This window comes from Streptomyces sp. NPDC055078 (genome assembly GCF_053607985.1).
The window spans coordinates 22,554-38,368 of the sequence record NZ_JBSGUP010000009.1 but is presented as its reverse complement, the minus strand read 5'-3'; the positions used below and the strand labels follow the sequence as shown (position 1 = coordinate 38,368).

15 protein-coding genes are annotated in these 15,815 nt (G+C 70.5%); 4 read left to right on the top strand and 11 right to left on the bottom strand.

The window, feature by feature from the left end; translation table 11 throughout:
- A partial coding sequence (locus tag ACWF94_RS01900) for a hypothetical protein (RefSeq protein ID WP_453483708.1) occupies positions 1-194 on the bottom strand: 194 nt, incomplete at its 3' end.
- 669 nt (positions 195-863) lie between these two features.
- Here ACWF94_RS01900 and ACWF94_RS01895 point away from each other — a divergent pair.
- Complete coding sequence (locus ACWF94_RS01895; RefSeq protein WP_453483706.1) at positions 864-1,724, top strand: hypothetical protein; 861 nt, start codon at positions 864-866, stop codon at positions 1,722-1,724.
- 75 nt (positions 1,725-1,799) lie between these two features.
- Positions 1,800-2,021 (top strand): hypothetical protein, encoded by a 222-nt coding sequence (locus tag ACWF94_RS01890; protein WP_453483705.1) that lies wholly within the window; start codon positions 1,800-1,802, stop codon positions 2,019-2,021.
- A 485-nt stretch (positions 2,022-2,506) separates the two neighbouring features.
- Here ACWF94_RS01890 and ACWF94_RS01885 read toward each other — a convergent pair whose 3' ends face one another.
- Complete coding sequence (locus tag ACWF94_RS01885; RefSeq protein ID WP_453483703.1) at positions 2,507-2,872, bottom strand: metal-sensitive transcriptional regulator; 366 nt, start codon at positions 2,870-2,872, stop codon at positions 2,507-2,509.
- A 282-nt stretch (positions 2,873-3,154) separates the two neighbouring features.
- On the opposite strand from ACWF94_RS01885, the gene ACWF94_RS01880 reads away from it, so the two are divergent.
- Positions 3,155-3,775 carry a DUF47 domain-containing protein gene (locus tag ACWF94_RS01880; protein WP_453483701.1) on the top strand — a complete coding sequence of 207 codons (621 nt, stop codon included), beginning with the start codon at positions 3,155-3,157 and terminating at the stop codon, positions 3,773-3,775.
- 5 nt (positions 3,776-3,780) lie between these two features.
- Entirely contained in the window at positions 3,781-4,779 is a 999-nt protein-coding gene (locus ACWF94_RS01875) for an anion permease (protein ID WP_453483700.1), read from the top strand.
- Positions 4,780-5,375: 596 nt separating this feature from the next.
- Here ACWF94_RS01875 and pstB read toward each other — a convergent pair.
- The 9 genes from pstB to ACWF94_RS01830 all read right to left on the bottom strand — a co-directional run bounded on the left by pstB (position 5,376) and on the right by ACWF94_RS01830 (position 15,769).
- Positions 5,376-6,152: a phosphate ABC transporter ATP-binding protein PstB gene (gene pstB, locus ACWF94_RS01870; protein WP_453483698.1), complete on the bottom strand. Its 777-nt coding sequence runs from the start codon at positions 6,150-6,152 to the stop codon at positions 5,376-5,378.
- A 29-nt stretch (positions 6,153-6,181) separates the two neighbouring features.
- The gene (pstA, locus tag ACWF94_RS01865; protein ID WP_453483696.1) at positions 6,182-7,258 is read right to left on the bottom strand and encodes a phosphate ABC transporter permease PstA; all 1,077 of its coding nucleotides are present in this window, start codon (positions 7,256-7,258) and stop codon (positions 6,182-6,184) included.
- The gene (pstC, locus tag ACWF94_RS01860; RefSeq protein WP_453483694.1) at positions 7,255-8,253 is read right to left on the bottom strand and encodes a phosphate ABC transporter permease subunit PstC; all 999 of its coding nucleotides are present in this window, start codon (positions 8,251-8,253) and stop codon (positions 7,255-7,257) included. Before pstC ends, pstA begins: the two co-directional genes overlap by 4 nt.
- A 152-nt stretch (positions 8,254-8,405) precedes the next feature.
- Positions 8,406-9,539 carry a phosphate ABC transporter substrate-binding protein PstS gene (pstS, locus tag ACWF94_RS01855; RefSeq protein ID WP_453483692.1) on the bottom strand — a complete coding sequence of 378 codons (1,134 nt, stop codon included), beginning with the start codon at positions 9,537-9,539 and terminating at the stop codon, positions 8,406-8,408.
- A gap of 477 nt (positions 9,540-10,016) precedes the next feature.
- A complete protein-coding gene (locus ACWF94_RS01850) occupies positions 10,017-10,448 on the bottom strand; it encodes an NUDIX hydrolase (RefSeq protein ID WP_453483713.1) in 432 nt (143 codons plus the stop codon).
- 59 nt (positions 10,449-10,507) lie between these two features.
- Complete coding sequence (locus tag ACWF94_RS01845) at positions 10,508-11,695, bottom strand: CHAD domain-containing protein (RefSeq protein WP_453483690.1); 1,188 nt, start codon at positions 11,693-11,695, stop codon at positions 10,508-10,510.
- Positions 11,661-13,889, bottom strand: a complete 2,229-nt coding sequence (locus tag ACWF94_RS01840; RefSeq protein WP_453483688.1) for an RNA degradosome polyphosphate kinase — start codon at positions 13,887-13,889, stop codon at positions 11,661-11,663. Before ACWF94_RS01840 ends, ACWF94_RS01845 begins: the two co-directional genes overlap by 35 nt.
- A gap of 340 nt (positions 13,890-14,229) precedes the next feature.
- Positions 14,230-15,153 carry a mycothiol synthase gene (gene mshD, locus ACWF94_RS01835; protein ID WP_453483687.1) on the bottom strand — a complete coding sequence of 308 codons (924 nt, stop codon included), beginning with the start codon at positions 15,151-15,153 and terminating at the stop codon, positions 14,230-14,232.
- Between the two features lie 127 nt (positions 15,154-15,280).
- Positions 15,281-15,769 (bottom strand): NUDIX hydrolase, encoded by a 489-nt coding sequence (locus ACWF94_RS01830; protein WP_453483685.1) that lies wholly within the window; start codon positions 15,767-15,769, stop codon positions 15,281-15,283.
- Between the last annotated feature and the right edge of the window lie 46 nt (positions 15,770-15,815).

The following is a 15,815-nucleotide window of genomic DNA, read 5'->3' as shown; positions in this document are numbered from 1 at the left end:
CTCTCTATCGGCCCCTCCGGCTTCGATGCGCTGGGCATCGCTCTGGAGAAACCCCCTGGACCGGCGGGCAGGGCGGCCGCGCTTTTCGCGGCGGAGGCGGCGGAAGCGGCACCGCCGAGCGGCAGGGTGAGAGCGAGTGCCGTGGTCGCGGAGGCCACGGCTATTCGCCCGCCCCGGCTCGTGGATCGATTCATACGAAGGCGTCCTTGACTGGGTGGGAACTGGGCGGGAACTGGGTGGGCGCTGAGTGAGCGCTGGGTGAGCGCTGGGCGGGGACACGGGTCCGGACCCGGCCCCTGCAACCAGGGCACCGCCTGCGGACCCCGGCGGCCATCCGGACGCCTCCGTCCGGGTGAGGGGCGGCCATGCGGCCCGCCGGCGGGGGAGTACGAGGGGCCTCGCGCCCGGGAGCTACAGCGCCTGCGGGAAGTCGAAGACCCGGGCCCGGGTCGTACCGCCGCTTCAGTCGGGTGACGGTTCCGGGCGCGTGCGCCGGTGCCCGGCGCCTCAGTGCGCCGTACGGGGGCGGAACCAGATCCCGGCGGGTGCGCGCCGTCCGGTCAGGTCACGGGAGCGGTCGTGTGGGACCGGGCGTCCGTGCGCGCCCGCTCCCGGGACCGCCGGGCCGGGCCCGTCCAGCCGCAGGTGCAGCGGGCGATGGCGAAGGAACCGCGTTCGGTGGTGGAGGTGTGATGCGGCGCCGGTGGGCGTACCGGGAGTTCTCGCGGGAGCACGGGTCCACGGTACTGGGGGTTGTGCGCCCCGAGCGCCCGCGCGTGACGGCGGGCCGGGGTTCTCGTTAGGGGAGGCGGGCGGAGGTCTCTTCTAGCGGCAGTGGCTCGGTGTATGGGGGTAGGCAGACGATGGTGGTGCAGCAGCACAGGCGCAGGGGCGGGGCGGTCACCGCAGCGGCCGTACTGAGTGTGATGGCGGCCGGTGGTTGTTCCTCCGGCGGTGAGGGCTCCGCCGACGACGAGCCGCCGGGCCTCGGTACCGTACGGACGCAGGCGCAGGCGCAGGCGGCGGACGCGCTGGTGCGCACGGCGCCGGACAGGCTGCTCGCGGCGGGCAGCGCCCGCGCGCGTACCTCGATGCAGACGGTCACCGGCGGGACGCGGGTGACGATCCAGGGGGAGGGCGGCTATGACTTCGTGCGCCGGATGGGGCGGCTGACCGTGGTCCTGCCCAAGGATCCCTCGGGCGTCGAGGAGCACCGGCCGGTCACCGAGCTGATGACGCCCGGGGCGCTCTATATGAAGAACCGGGGGGCCGGGGTGCCCGCCGACAAGTGGGTGAGGATCGATACGACCGGCCTGGCGGACGGGAATCTGGTCACCGGGGGCGCGACCGATCCGCTCGCGGCGGCGGAGTTGCTGCGCAGCGCGCGGGAGGTGACGTTCGTCGGTGAGGAGAAGTTCGCGGGCGAGGCGGTGCGGCACTACCGGGGGAGTGCGGACATCGCGCGGGCGGCGCTCATCGCCGAGCCGTATGCGCGGGCGGCGCTCGCGGCGGCGGCGAAAGGGTTCGCCAGGGACGCTGTTCCGTTCGACGCGTATCTCGATGACGAAGGCCGGTTGCGGAAGGTGCGCCACCGGTTCAGCTTCACCAATGGGAGGGGTACCGTCACGGTCACCTCGACCACGGTGCTGTACGACTTCGGAGCGCCCGTGATCGTACGACTGCCCGACAAAGAGGACATTTTTGCCGGGAGGATCAGGGGCTAAATGGTCCGGACGTGCCATGCGCGGTGTGTGCATCACTCCCTACGCTAGGAAGTCGGTACCGGCAGGAAGAGGTGAATGCACGTGGCTCCGCCCAGTACGACGATGGTCCAGGACTACGTGGCCCTCGCCGAGATCGAGCTGTGCGGCGATTTGATCATCGCGGCGTCGGCCACGGACGGGGACCGGCTGAGCCCGGACCGTATCGACGAGGTGCTGAAAGTGGCGGCCGAGCGGGCGGAGATGTCCCGGCGGCAGTCGGGTCTGGTCCGGCGGTCGGAGTCCCTGCGCCGGGAGTGATCCGGTGCGGGAGCGGGGTGAGCGTGTGCCCCGGTCGTACGCCTCGGTTCCCGGGGCGTGCGGGAGGCTCCGGCGCGCGGCTCGCGGGTTCAGGGTCCGTGCCCGCCATGCCCGGGGGGCCGGTGCGCCCCGCGCACGGGCGGGCGGCTCGTCGGGGGCGCGTACGCGGTCACCCGGGGCAGCGCATGGGGCGGTCGCCCGGGGACGGCCGTACGGGGACAGTCGTACGGGGACGGTCGCCCGGGGACGGTCGCCCGGTCCGTGCGGAGGGCGCGGGGAATGGAAGTGGCGGATGCGCCGGCCGACGCGCGGGCGTATGTGTCGGCAGGGGCTCGGGGCCCAGGCGGACGTGCCGGCGGATGCGCCGGCAGGTGCTGAGGCGCTCAGGCGGCTGAGACGGCGGGGGTGCGCGGCCCGGGCTGATGCGTGGGAGGTGCCGCCGGGAGCCTGGCCGGCTCCGTCGGGGCCCGGGCGGCGCGAATCCGTCAGGTGCGCAGCAGTCGGGCGATGGCCTTCGTCGCCTCCTCGACCTTCGCGTCGACCTCGTCGCCGCCCTTCACCGCGGCGTCGGCGACACAGTGCCGCAGATGCTCCTCCAGCAGCTGGAGCGCGAAGGACTGGAGCGCCTTCGTCGACGCGGAGACCTGGGTGAGTATGTCGATACAGTAGACGTCCTCATCGACCATCCGCTGAAGGCCCCGGATCTGGCCCTCGATCCGGCGCAGCCGCTTGAGGTGCTCGTCCTTCTGCTTGTGGTAGCCGTGAATGCCGCGGTCGTGATCCGTGACCGGTGCTTCCGGGACCGTGGTGGTGTCCGTGACCGGGGGGCCGGCCGTCTCGGTGGTCGTCATCGGGTCCTCCCGTTGTTCTGCCGTACCTGTGTCGCCGTGCTGATCCTGCCGTGCTGATCCTGCCGTACTTGTCCTGCCGTACTTGTCCGAGAATGATGCGTTCACTATCGGGGCTCGGATACCCCTCATGGGTATATGGTACCGAATCCTTTCGGAAAGGGCCGGGGCCACATGCTGACCACTGTGCCCGATGGGCGACACTGAAGAACGCCGGTTGGCCGTGGCCGGATGAATGCGCCTAGCATCAGCCTGTCCGAATCCAGAGCATCCCGAGGACTCCACGTGCGATTTCGCCTGACCCCCAGGGAGACGAGCTTCTACGACATGTTCGCCGCGTCCGCGGACAACATCGTCACGGGCTCCAAGCTCCTGATGGAACTGCTCGGGGCCGATTCCTCCTCCCGGGCCGAGATCGCGGAGCGGATGCGGGCGGCGGAGCACGCGGGAGACGACGCGACCCATGCCATCTTCCACCAGCTGAACTCGTCGTTCATCACACCGTTCGACCGCGAGGACATCTACAAGCTCGCATCGTCCCTCGACGACATCATGGACTTCATGGAGGAGGCCGTCGACCTGGTCGTCCTCTATCAGATCGATGAGCTGCCCAAGGGGGTCGAGCAGCAGATCGAGGTACTGGCGCGGGCGGCGGAACTGACGGCGGAGGCCATGCCGCATCTGCGGACGATGGACAACCTCACCGAGTACTGGATCGAGGTCAACCGGCTGGAGAACCAGGCGGACCAGATCCACCGCAAGCTTCTCGCGACGCTCTTCAACGGCAAGTACGACGCCATCGAGGTCCTCAAGCTCAAACAGATCGTGGATGTGCTGGAGGAGGCGGCCGACGCCTTCGAACATGTCGCGAACACCGTGGAGACCATCGCGGTCAAGGAGTCCTGAACCCCGTGGACACCTTCGCCTTGATCGTGACCATCGGTGTCGCGCTCGGCTTCACCTACACCAATGGTTTCCACGACTCCGCGAACGCGATCGCGACCTCGGTCTCCACGAGGGCGCTGACACCGCGCGCGGCGCTGGCGATGGCCGCGGTGATGAACCTCGCGGGGGCGTTTCTCGGCCAGAGCGTCGCCAAGACGGTCAGCGAGGGCCTCATCGAGACCCCGCACGGCAGCAAGGGGATGGGCATCCTCTTCGCCGCGCTGCTCGGCGCGATCGTCTGGAACCTGGTCACCTGGTACTTCGGGCTCCCCTCCTCCTCGTCGCACGCGCTGTTCGGCGGCATGGTGGGTGCCGCGCTGGCGGGCGGTACGGAGGTGATCTGGTCCGGGGTGCTGGAGAAGGTCGTCATCCCGATGTTCATCTCGCCCTTCGTCGGGCTGATCGCCGGGTATCTGGTGATGGTCGCGATCATGTGGCTCTTCCGGCGGGTCAACCCGAGCAAGGCCAAGCGCGGCTTCCGGATAGCCCAGACGGTCTCGGCGGCGGCGATGGCGCTGGGGCACGGTCTCCAGGACGCCCAGAAGACGATGGGCATCGTGGTGATGGCCCTGGTCATCGCGGATGTCGAGAACCAGGGCGACGCCATCCCGATCTGGGTGAAGATCGCCTGTGCGGTGATGCTGTCCCTCGGTACGTACGCGGGCGGCTGGCGCATCATGCGTACGCTCGGCCGCAAGATCATCGAGCTGGACCCGCCGCAGGGGTTCGCCGCGGAGACGACGGGGGCGTCGATCATGTTCGGCTCCGCGTTCCTCTTCCACGCGCCGATCTCCACGACCCATGTGATCACCTCGGCGATCATGGGTGTGGGGGCGACGAAGCGGGTGAACGCGGTGCGGTGGGGGGTCGCGAAGAACATCGTGCTGGGGTGGTTCATCACGATGCCGGCGGCGGGGGCGGTGGCGGCGATGAGTTATGGGGTCGTGTGGCTGGTGTTCGGCTAGCCCTGGGCGGGCGGCCTGGGGCGGGGATCGCGGGGTCGCGCCTCCTGGGGGTGCCCTTGGTCCGGGGGGCCGCCGCTCGGGGTCGGCTCCACCGGTGGGTGGGCGCGTGCCCGTCGCGTCGGGGCACGCCCTCCGGTCGTGTCCTCAATCGCCGGACGGGCTTGTTGTGCGCACCCGGGTCCGAAAGTCAGCCTCGCCTGGGGGCACCTCCCAGGCGAAGCTCTGGGGAGGTTGAGGCGCTGGGGTCCGGGTCAGCAAATGTAGCCTCGCCGGCGATTGAGGCGCGGGGTTCGGGGCGGAGCCCCAGCAGGCGCCCGCGTCCGGCGTTGGCTGTCGCGCACCCCTGCGGGGTGTCCTCAATCGCCGGACGGGCTGATTTTGCGCGGCTTGGTGTCGTACGGGCGGCTTGTCGCAAGGTTGGTTCGCAGCCGACACCTGACAGGCGCGGGCCCGCCCCCCGGGAAAGAAGGGGGCGGGCCCGGTGTCTTGCGGTGGCACCGCCATGCAGCACCGCAGGACGTGGGTGGGGGCTCAGGCCGCTGCTGATGGATCAGGCCGCGCCATCCATGAGCCCAGCAAGATCCAACCGACGCGGCTCAGCCGAAGCGGCCCGAGATGTAGTCCTCGGTCGCCTGGACCGACGGGTTGGCGAAGATGCGCTCGGTGTCGTCTATCTCGATCAGCCGGCCGGGCAGGCCGACGGCCGACAGATTGAAGAACGCCGTACGGTCCGAGACGCGGGCCGCCTGCTGCATGTTGTGGGTGACGATGACGATGGTGAACCGCTCCTTCAGCTCGCCGATCAGATCCTCGATCGCGAGCGTCGAGATCGGGTCCAGCGCCGAGCAGGGCTCGTCCATCAGCAGGACATCCGGCTCGACCGCGATCGCGCGGGCGATGCACAGACGCTGCTGCTGCCCGCCGGAGAGGCTGGAGCCGGGCTTGTTGAGGCGGTCCTTGACCTCGTTCCACAGGTTGGCCCCGCGCAGGGACCTCTCGACCACCTCGGCGAGCCGGTTCTTCTTGTACGAGCCGTTCAGCCGCAGGCCGGCCGCCACATTGTCGAAGATCGACATGGTGGGGAAGGGGTTCGGGCGCTGGAAGACCATGCCGACGGTACGGCGGACGGCTACCGGGTCCACGCTCGACCCGTACAGATTCTCGTCGTCCAGCAGGACCTTGCCCTCGACGCGGCCACCGGGCGTGACCTCGTGCATCCGGTTCAGGGTGCGCAGGAAGGTGGACTTGCCGCAGCCGGACGGGCCGATGAAAGCCGTCACCGAGCGGGGCTCCACCGTCATCGAGATGTCCTCGATCGCCTTGTGGGAGCCGTAGTAGGCGGTCAGGCCGCTGATGTCGATTCGCTTGGCCATGAGTTCAGTTCACTTCCAGGAGGCCGCGCTCAGCGGCCGGTCTTGGGGGCCTTCCAGCGGGCGATGCCGCGGGCCACCAGGTTGAGGAGCATGACGAAGGCGATCAGGACCAGAGCGGCGGCCCAGGCGCGGTCGTACGACGCCTCGCTGCCGACGCGGTACTGCTCCCAGATATAGAAGGGGAGCGACGACTGCGCACCGTCGAACGGATTGGTGTTGATCAGCTGGCTGCCGAAGACCAGCAGCATGATCGGCGCGGTCTCACCGGCGATCCGCGCGATCGCGAGCATCACACCCGTGGTGATGCCGCCGAGCGCGGTCGGGATGACCACCTTGAGGATCGTGCGCCACTTCGGCACCCCGAGGGCGAGCGACGCCTCGCGCAGCTCGTTCGGGACCAGTTTGAGCATCTCCTCGGTGGAGCGGACCACGACGGGGATCATCAGGATCGCCAGGGCCAGCGCGCCCATCAGCCCCGACGGGCTCAGCTCGAACATCAGCATGATCGAGAGCAGGAAGAGGCCCGCGACGATCGACGGGATGCCCGTCATCACATCGACGAAGAAGGTCACGGCCTTCGCCAGCGCGCCCTGCCCGTACTCGACCAGATAGATCGCGGTCAGCAGCCCGATCGGCACCGAGACCACGGTCGCGAGCCCGACCTGCTGGAGGGTGCCGATGATCGCGTGGTAGACGCCGCCGCCCGCCTCGAAGCCGGGGACTCCGGCCATCGAGTGCGTCAGGAAGTACCCGTCGAGCGCTTTCGCGCCCCGGCTGACCGTCACCCAGATCAGCGAGAACAGCGGGACCACGGCCAGGATGAAGCAGACCCAGACCACGCTGGTGGCCAGCCGGTCCTTGGCCTGCCGCCGGTTCTCGACGGCCGAGGTCACCACGTACGAGATGAGCACGAAGAACAGGGCGGAGACCAGGCCCCACTGCGTCCGGCTCTCCCACCCGGCCAGCGCGCCCAGGCCACAGCCCAGCGCCACCGATCCGGCCGCGAAGCCGAGCGGCGACCAGCGCGGCAGGGAACGGCTGCGCAGGGTGGACGAGGTGGCGGGCGGGACGGGAACGGGCCGGTCCTTTATGGCTGTCTGGCTCATGCGTTGGCCCCCGAGTACTCCTTGCGGCGGGCGATGATCAGCCGCGCCGCGCCGTTGACCAGCAGGGTCAGGACGAACAGGACGAGTCCGGAGGCGATCAGGGCGTCGCGCCCCAGTTCATTGGCCTCGTCGAACTTCGCCGCGATGTTCTGGGCGAAGGTGCCTCCGCCCGGGTTGAGCAGATGCAGGGAGATGACAAAGCTCGGGGACAGGACCGTCGCCACGGCCATCGTCTCGCCGAGCGCCCGCCCCAGGCCCAGCATCGAGGCGGAGATCACCCCGGAGCGGCCGAACGGCAGGACCGACATCCGGATGACCTCCCAGCGGGTCGCGCCCAGCGCGAGGGCGGCTTCCTCATTCGTACGGGGGACCTGGAGGAACACCTCGCGGCTGACGCTCGTCACAATCGGCAGGATCATGATCGCCAGCAGGATGCCCACGGTGAACAGCGAGCGGGCGACGCCGACCTCCGTCTTCTCGAAGAGGTACGTCCAGCCGAAGACGTCGTCCAGCCAGAGGTTCAGGCCCTCCAGATACGGGACGAGGAAGAGGGCGCCCCAGATGCCGTAGATGATCGACGGCACGGCGGCCAGCAGATCGACCACATACGCGAGGGGCGCGGCGAGCCGGCGCGGCGCGTAGTGCGAGATGAACAGCGCGATGCCCACCGCGACCGGGACGGCGATCAGCATCGCGATGACCGAGCTGACGACCGTGCCGAAGAGGAGGACCGCGATACCGAAGACCGGCGGATCACCGGCCGGGTTCCAGTCGAAGGTGGTGAGGAAGTTGCCCTCGTCCTTGGAGATCGCGATGGCGGCGCGGTAGGTGAGGAACGCGGCGATCGACGCCATGATCACCAGGAGCAGAATGCCCGCGCCGCGCGACAGACCGAGGAAGATCTTGTCGCCCGCGCGGCCGGTGGAGGTGCTCTTCGAGGCGATCGGCGGAGCCTGCGTGGGTGGAGGGGAGTCCATGGGTGTGGTGGAGGCCATGATCTTTCCGGTCTGTGTGGGGGAGTCTCCCGGCGGGCGGCTCCCCTGGCGGCGGTGCACCGGATGGGGGTGAGGGGTGAGAGAGCGAGGGGGGCGGCGGACAGAGGGGGTTGGGCCTCAGGGAGCCGGGCCCTCCGTCCGCCTGCCCTCGGTTACTTCAGACCCGCGACGGTCTCGCGGACCTTGGCGTTGATCTCGGTCGGGATGGGGGCGTAACCGGCGCCCGAGAGGACCTTCTGGCCCTCGTCGCCCGCCGCGTAGGTCAGGAAGGACTTCACGGTCTCCAGCGTCTCCGGCTTGTTGCCGGTGTCGCAGACCACCTCGTACGTCACCAGGACGATCGGGTACGCGCCCTCCGCCTTGGTCGTGTAGTCCAGCTCCAGGGCGAGGTCCTTGCCGGTGCCCTTGACCTTGGCCGCGGCGATCGCCTTGGAGGCGTTCTCCGAGGTGGCCTGGACGGGGGCGGCGGCGCCGGTGTCGATGCTCACGGTCGGGATGGACTGCGAGGTCGCGTACGACAGCTCGAAGTAGCCGATCGCGCCGTCGACCTGCTTGACCTGCGCGGCGACACCGGAGGAGCCGGAGGCGGCCTGGCCACCGGGGGCCGGCCACTTCTTCTCGGCCTCGTAGGGCCAGTCGGCCTCGGCGGTGGCGCCCAGGTACTTGCCGAGGTTCTGCGTGGTGCCGGAGTCCTCGGAGCGGTGGAATGCCTGGATCGCCTTGTCCGGGAGGGACTTGCCGTCGTTCAGCTTGGCGATCGCCGGGTCGTTCCACTTCTTGATCTTGCCGTTGAAGATCTTGGCGATGGTGGGCGCGTCCAGGCTCAGGTCGTCGACGCCGGAGAGGTTGTAGCCGATCGCGATCGGACCGCCGACCATGGGCAGGTTGATGCCCTGGCCGCTCTTGCAGATCTTCTTGGACTCGGCGACTTCCTCGGGCTTGAGCGCCGAGTCGGAACCGGCGAAGCCGACCGTGCCCTGGTTGAAGGCGACGATGCCCTCACCGGACGAGGAGGACTTGTAGTTGATCTCCACGCCCGAGCAGGCCGCCATGTAGTTCTTGACCCAGAGGTCCATGGCGTTCTTCTGTGCGCTGGACCCGGAGGCGAGGAGTTTGCCCTGGGCGCCGTCGCACTTGATGTTCGAAGCGGCGCTGGTCTTGTCGCCGGTGCCGGAGGTGCCTTCGGTGTTGTCGTCCGAACCACATGCCGTGAGGACCAGGGTGCCGGCGACGGCGAGGGCGCCGAGGGCGGTGGCGCGAAGCCCGTTCCTGCGCTGAAGCTTCACTTTCGGGTGTTCCTTCCAGGAGCCGCCGGGCGCTGACCGTGGTCGGGCGCCGGGTGGCGGCGTGGGTCGGGGTCGGTGGGCGGTCGGCCGCTTGCCGATTACCGCGTAAGGCCGAAATTAGGCAGATCAGGTGAAGTGGCTCATGGGGGAGAGTGAACGGCAGGTGAACCGTGTCGGGCGGCTGAGTGCCCACGGCCCGAGAGACCGCCGAGCACATGGACGCTCGCGTTCCGGGGCTGCCGCCTGGGGCGTTGCCGGAGGTCGTCCGTACGGGGGCGGCTCGCCCGCGATTGCCACAAGGGGTGCGGGTGACCGGGCGACCTTAGCGCCATCGGGAGCGGCCCTGGACCGGGGCGGGGGTGGGGTGGGCTGCCCGTGACAGGTGGCTTGGAACGTGTGGACGGGGGGTTGCTGTCCGGGGCGCGGTGACGCGGGGCGGCTGGGCCGGGCCGGTCGCCCGGGACGGCGGGCCGGGGTTCAGGACGGGTGGAGGGCTTCGAGCAGTGCGTCGATCAGCGAGCGGTCCCGGGGCTGGGTGAGCCGGTTGCGCGCCGCGATGGGGGAAAGCCACAGAATCCGGTCCACCTCCTCGCTCGGGGCGAAGGCCCCCGCCGTCGCCTCGGCCGCCCAGTAGCTGACCTCCTTGGGACGGCCATGGGCGAGGTAGCGGGAGGTGGGCAGCGGCACGCCGAGAACACCGTGGTGACCGGTCTCCTCCAGCACCTCGCGGAGTGCGCCGGAGCGCGCGTCCTCGCCGCGCTTCAGCTTTCCTTTCGGGAATGACCAGTCGTCGTACTTCGGCCGGTGTACGAGACAGATCTCCATGCCCCCGTCCCCGTACGGCGAGGGCCGCCACAGGACGCACCCCGCCGCCAGGACCGTGCCGCCAGTGCCGTCCGCGCCGCCTATGCCGTCCGTGCTGCCTATGCCGTCCGTGGCGCCCGCGCCGCCCGCGCCGGCGCCCCCGGTCACCGCTCTCCTCCGACCGGCCGGGCGTCAGTGATCCGCTCGGGCGGCCGGGCCGCCCGTACCGCGAGGGAGCCGGGCCAGATCTCCTGGAACGCGAACCGGGCCGCCTCGACCTCGTAGCGCTGATCGGCGTGCAGCACCCCCAGGGCGTACGCCGTCGCGGGGGCGATCCTCGGGGTGCGGGCGGCGGTGGCCGCGGCGCCGGCGGCCTCCGCCGCGTCCCGGTGCCGGTCGAGCAGGCGGCCCGCGCGGGCGAGGACCGGGGCGGTGGGTGCCCCGGTGCCGTCCTGGACCTCGCGTACCTCCAGGGCGTACCGGTGCAGCCGCAGCAGTTGGCGGACCCGGTGCCAGGGGGCGTCCTGGGACTCCTCGGCCGGTGCGGTGGCCAGGCCGTGGACCAGGGCGTCCGCGTTGTACGGATGCCCGGCGCGGCTCAGCGGCAGGACGGCGACCGCCTCCAGCAGCCGCCGTTCCGCCTGCTCGGCCGAGGCCGGGAACAGGGCGTCGGCGGCCGGGGAGCCCGCGAGCGGGCCGGGCGGCAGCTCGGAGGCGAGTACGGCGACGGCGTCGGCGACCGCGTGGAAGCGGGCGGAGCCGAGGGCCTGGAGCGCCGCGGAGTGCGCGCGGCCCTTGGCGAGGGTGAGCTGCCGCTCAAGCAGTGCCCCGGCGCGCGCGGCGCCCACGGTGAGCGTGCCGCCCGGCGTCCGCGCACGCCCGTCGGCGGGAAGCTCCCCGCGCGCCGTCGGCAGGGCCGCCGCGCCCGACAGCCGGGGCAGCGCCTCAAGGAGTCGGGTGAGCCGGCTGGTGCAGGCGTGTTCCTGGGCGAGGGTCCCGGACAGCCAGGCCAGTTCCGTACGCAGTCCGTCCGCCCAGTCGGGGTCGAGCAGCGGACGGAAGGTGTGGAGCGTTCCGCCGATGCGCCGGGAGGCGATCCGCAGCAGGCGGGCGGCCTCCGCGGCGCGGGCCGTGTCCGACCCGCTCTCCCGGTGCAGCCGCAGACTGCGCAGGAAGTCGCCCGCCCGCTCATGGAGATAGTCCGCGAGCGCACCCCGTCCTTCATCGGGCCCGGGGCGCGGCGGACAGGACCGCGGCGGACAGGACCCGGGGCGCGGCGGAGAGGACCCGGGGCGCGGCGGAGAGACACGGGACAGTTCAGGGCTGGGCACGCCTTCGCCTCCGGGCGTCAATGAGCATCTCCTGGACATTGCGCAGCGGCTGGCCTTCCGGATCCGTCGAATGACGGGTCCAGGCGCCGTCCGGGCCCAGGTGCCAGGAGGACGTGGAGTCGGACATACCGGTCTCCAGAAGGCGGGTGAGAGCCGCGCGGTGGGCCGGGTCGGTGACCCGTACCAGCGCCTCGATACGGCGGTCGAGGTTGCGGTGCATCATGTCGGCGCTGCCGAACCAGACCTCGGGCTCGCCGCCGTTGCCGAAGGCGAAGACCCGGGAGTGTTCGAGGAAGCGCCCGAGGACGGACCGCACCCGTACATTCTCGGAGAGGCCGGTGACCCCCGGCCGGATGGCGCATATACCGCGTACCCAGATGTCCACCGGCACGCCCGCCATGGCGGCCCGGTAGCAGGCGTCGATGATGGCCTCGTCCACCATGGAGTTGACCTTGATACGGACGTAGGCGGGCCGCCCGGCGCGATGGTGCGCGGCCTCCTTGTTTATCCGGGAGACCAGTCCGTCGCGCAGCGACTTGGGGGCGACGAGCAGCCTGCGGTAGGTCTCGCGGCGCGAGTACCCCGACAGCCGGTTGAACAGGTCGGACAGATCGGCCCCGACCTGCGGGTCCGTGGTCAGCACGCCCAGGTCCTCGTACAGCCGCGCGGTCTTGGGGTGGTAGTTGCCGGTGCCGACGTGGGAGTAGCGGCGCAGGGTCTCACCCTCCTGGCGGACCACCAGGGACAGCTTGCAGTGCGTCTTGAGGCCGACCAGCCCGTAGACGACATGGCAGCCGGCCTCCTCCAGTTTGCGGGCCCACTTGATGTTGGCCTGCTCGTCGAAGCGGGCCTTGATCTCGACCAGGACGAGGACCTGCTTACCGGATTCGGCGGCGTCGATGAGGGCGTCGACTATCGGGGAGTCGCCGGAGGTCCGGTACAGCGTCTGCTTGATCGCGAGGACGTCGGGGTCGCCGGCGGCCTGCTCCAGGAACGCCTGGACGGAGGTGGAGAAGCTGTCGTACGGGTGGTGCAGCAGGATGTCCCGGTCGCGCATGGCCATGAAGATGTCCGGCGCCGACGACGACTCGACCTCGGCGAGGTCGCGGTGGGTCCCGGCGATGAACTTCTGGTACTTCAGCTCGGGCCGGTCCAGGGCCGCGATGCCGAAGAGCCCGGTCAGATCGAGCGGTCCGGGCAGCGGATACACCTCGGAGTCGGTGATCTTCAGCTCGCGCACCAGCAGATCGAGGACGTACGGGTCGATGGACTCCTCCACCTCCAGCCGTACGGGCGGCCCGAAGCGCCGCCGCATCAGCTCCTTCTCCAGGGCCTGGAGCAGATTCTCCGCGTCGTCCTCCTCGACCTCCAGATCCTCGTTCCTGGTGACCCGGAACATATGGTGCGCCAGCACCTCCATGCCGGGGAACAGCTCCTCCAGATGCGCCGCTATGACGTCCTCCAGCGGGACGTACCTCTGTGGGGACGCCTCCAGGAAGCGGGAGAGCAGCGGGGGGACCTTGACCCGGGCGAAGTGGCGGTGGCCGCTGACGGGGTTGCGTACGACGACGGCGAGGTTCAGCGACAGGCCGGAGATATACGGGAAGGGGTGCGCCGGGTCCACGGCCAGTGGAGTGAGCACCGGGAAGATCTGGTGCCGGAAGAGCGTGAACAGCCGCGCCTGCTCCTTCTCGGTCAGATCGGGCCAGCGGATGAGATGGATGCCCTCGTCGGCCAGCGCCGGGGCGACATCCTGCTGGTAGGTGGCGGCGTGCCGGGCCATGAGTTCCCGGGACCGGTTCCAGATCAGGTCCAGCACCTCGCGGGGCTGGAGGCCGGACGCCGACCTGGTGGCGACGCCGGTGGCGATACGGCGCTTGAGTCCGGCGACCCTGACCATGAAGAACTCGTCCAGGTTGGACGCGAAGATCGCGAGGAAGTTGGCCCGTTCGAGCAGCGGGGTCGCGGGGTCCTCGGCCAGCTCCAGCACCCGTTCGTTGAACGCGAGCCAGCTGCGCTCCCGGTCCAGGAACCGCCCCTGGGGCAGCTCGGCCCCGGTGCCGCTGTAGTCCTCCTCGTACGAGTCGAGATCCGCGTCGAGGTCGGGCTCCAGGTCGGAGACGGTGGCCGCGACGGTGTGCGGGCGGTGCGCGGCGATGGAACCGACGGACGGCTGGGGGTGCTGGACCGAGACCTCGGCGGGCTGCTGACTCATGCTCCCATTGTTCCGCGTAGGACGCGGTACCGGCGCGTCGGAGAGAGCAGGATCGATCTTCCCGGGCAGATTGACGCTTACGGGTACGGGTACGGGTACGGGTACGGGCGCGGGGGAGGGGGAGGGTGCGGAGGCGGGCACGGCTGGCGGCATGGGGTGAGGGTGCCAAGGCCGTCTGAATGGCCGGTAACGGCGACATGACATACGGGGGCGGGCGGGGCGTGCGGCCGTCACGGTGTGTGACGGTCCGGAGCTGTACGTGCCCGGGATGGGGCCCGGGGTGTCGAGCCCCGGGGCGCGGAGGGTGCCCGGCCCCGGACTCGGCCCAGGGCCGCCGTACTCAGGACTCCGTGCGGTACATCAGATCGACCTCGTACGTCGTGAAGCCGAGCCGCTCGTAGACGGTGACGGCCGCCGTGTTGTCGGCGTCGACGTACAGCATCGCGGTCGGCAGCCCCTGCGCGGCGAGATGGCGCAGCCCGATCGCGGTGAGGGCCTTGCCGAGGCCGCCGCCCTGGGCGTCGGGCCGGATGCCGACGACGTACACCTCGCCGAGCTGCTCGGCGGCGTGCGTCTTCGTCCAGTGGAAGCCGATCAGCTCGCCACCGCGCTCGGCGAGGAAGAAGCCGTCGGGGTCGAACCACGGCTCGCTCTTGCGGTCGTCCAGGTCCCGCTGGGTGAGGGAGCCCTGCTCGGGGTGGTGGGCGAACGCGGCGGCGTTCACCGCGAGCCAGGCGGCGTCGTCCTGCCCGGGGACGAAGGTGCGCACGGTGACACCGGGCGGGAACACCGGCTCGCCGATACCGAGAGGGCTCAGCGGACGCCGTAGCTGCCGCAGCTCACGGAAGAGCGTGAGACCGAGCACCTGCGCCAGATGCCGCGCGGCGGACTTCCCGCCGTGCGCCCACACCCGCAGCCGCTTCCCCGACGCCCCGAGCAGCGCGCTCCCGAGCGCCCGGCCGTGGCCGCGGCCCCGGTGCGAGGGGTGGACGACCAGTTCGGCGGCGGGCGCCTCGACGGGGTCGGTGTCCTCCAGCTGCCCGTACCCGATCAGCTCCCCGCCGACGGTCAGCAGGAAATGCCGTACGCCCTCCCGCTTTCCGCCGCGCAGCTGCAGCCGCCCCTGCTCCGAGACGGCCTGCGTCCCGTCGGTCGCCGCGGCCTCGGCGAGCATGGTGAGAACGGCCTCCGCCTGCTCGTCCGTCAGCTCGTCATGGCTGTGGATCTGCCGTCCGGGCTCCGGGAACACCGCGTCTGTCGTCATGGGGAGAGCCTACGGCGGGGGGCGGCGGTGGTGGCGATCCGGGGCCCGGGGGTGTCCGGCGCGGGGCGGGGAGGACACCTCTCGGGGCTTCGATGGAGCCCTGCCCGCCGACCGGGAAGCCTCCGCGCTATACGGCCCCGGCCGGTGTTGTGAGGGCCGGTTCCCAGCCGAACGTGGAGCCGGTGCGGCCGGCGGCGATGTGGGCGAGGGCCGCGGCGTGGTACGGAACGGTCTTCTCGGGAATCGCGTCGAGCGGGAACCAGTCGAGACCGCCGCACTTGTCGGGCTCCGCGTTGTATGGCTCGCCCTCCCAGGCGTGCGCCCGGTAGAAGACGCCGAGCCGGGGGGCCTCGCCGGGCGCGCGGTGGTCGATGAAGTGGGCGAACTCCAGCTCACCGGCGGCGACCCGCACGCCGATCTCCTCCCATCCTTCGCGGGCGGTTCCGGCATCGGTGGGTTCCCCGGCTTCGAGATGCCCGGAGGGGACCTGCCACTGACCGGCGGCGTATCCGCCCTTGCGCAGGGTCAGCAGCACGTGAGCGTCGCGGATCAGCACGAGGTGGACATCGCAGATGCGGCGGTGGCGCTCACGCCTGGCTGTGGAGGGAGGGGTCACGGTGATCGGAGTTCTCTCATGGGACCGGATGGAAGCCCCGATTATG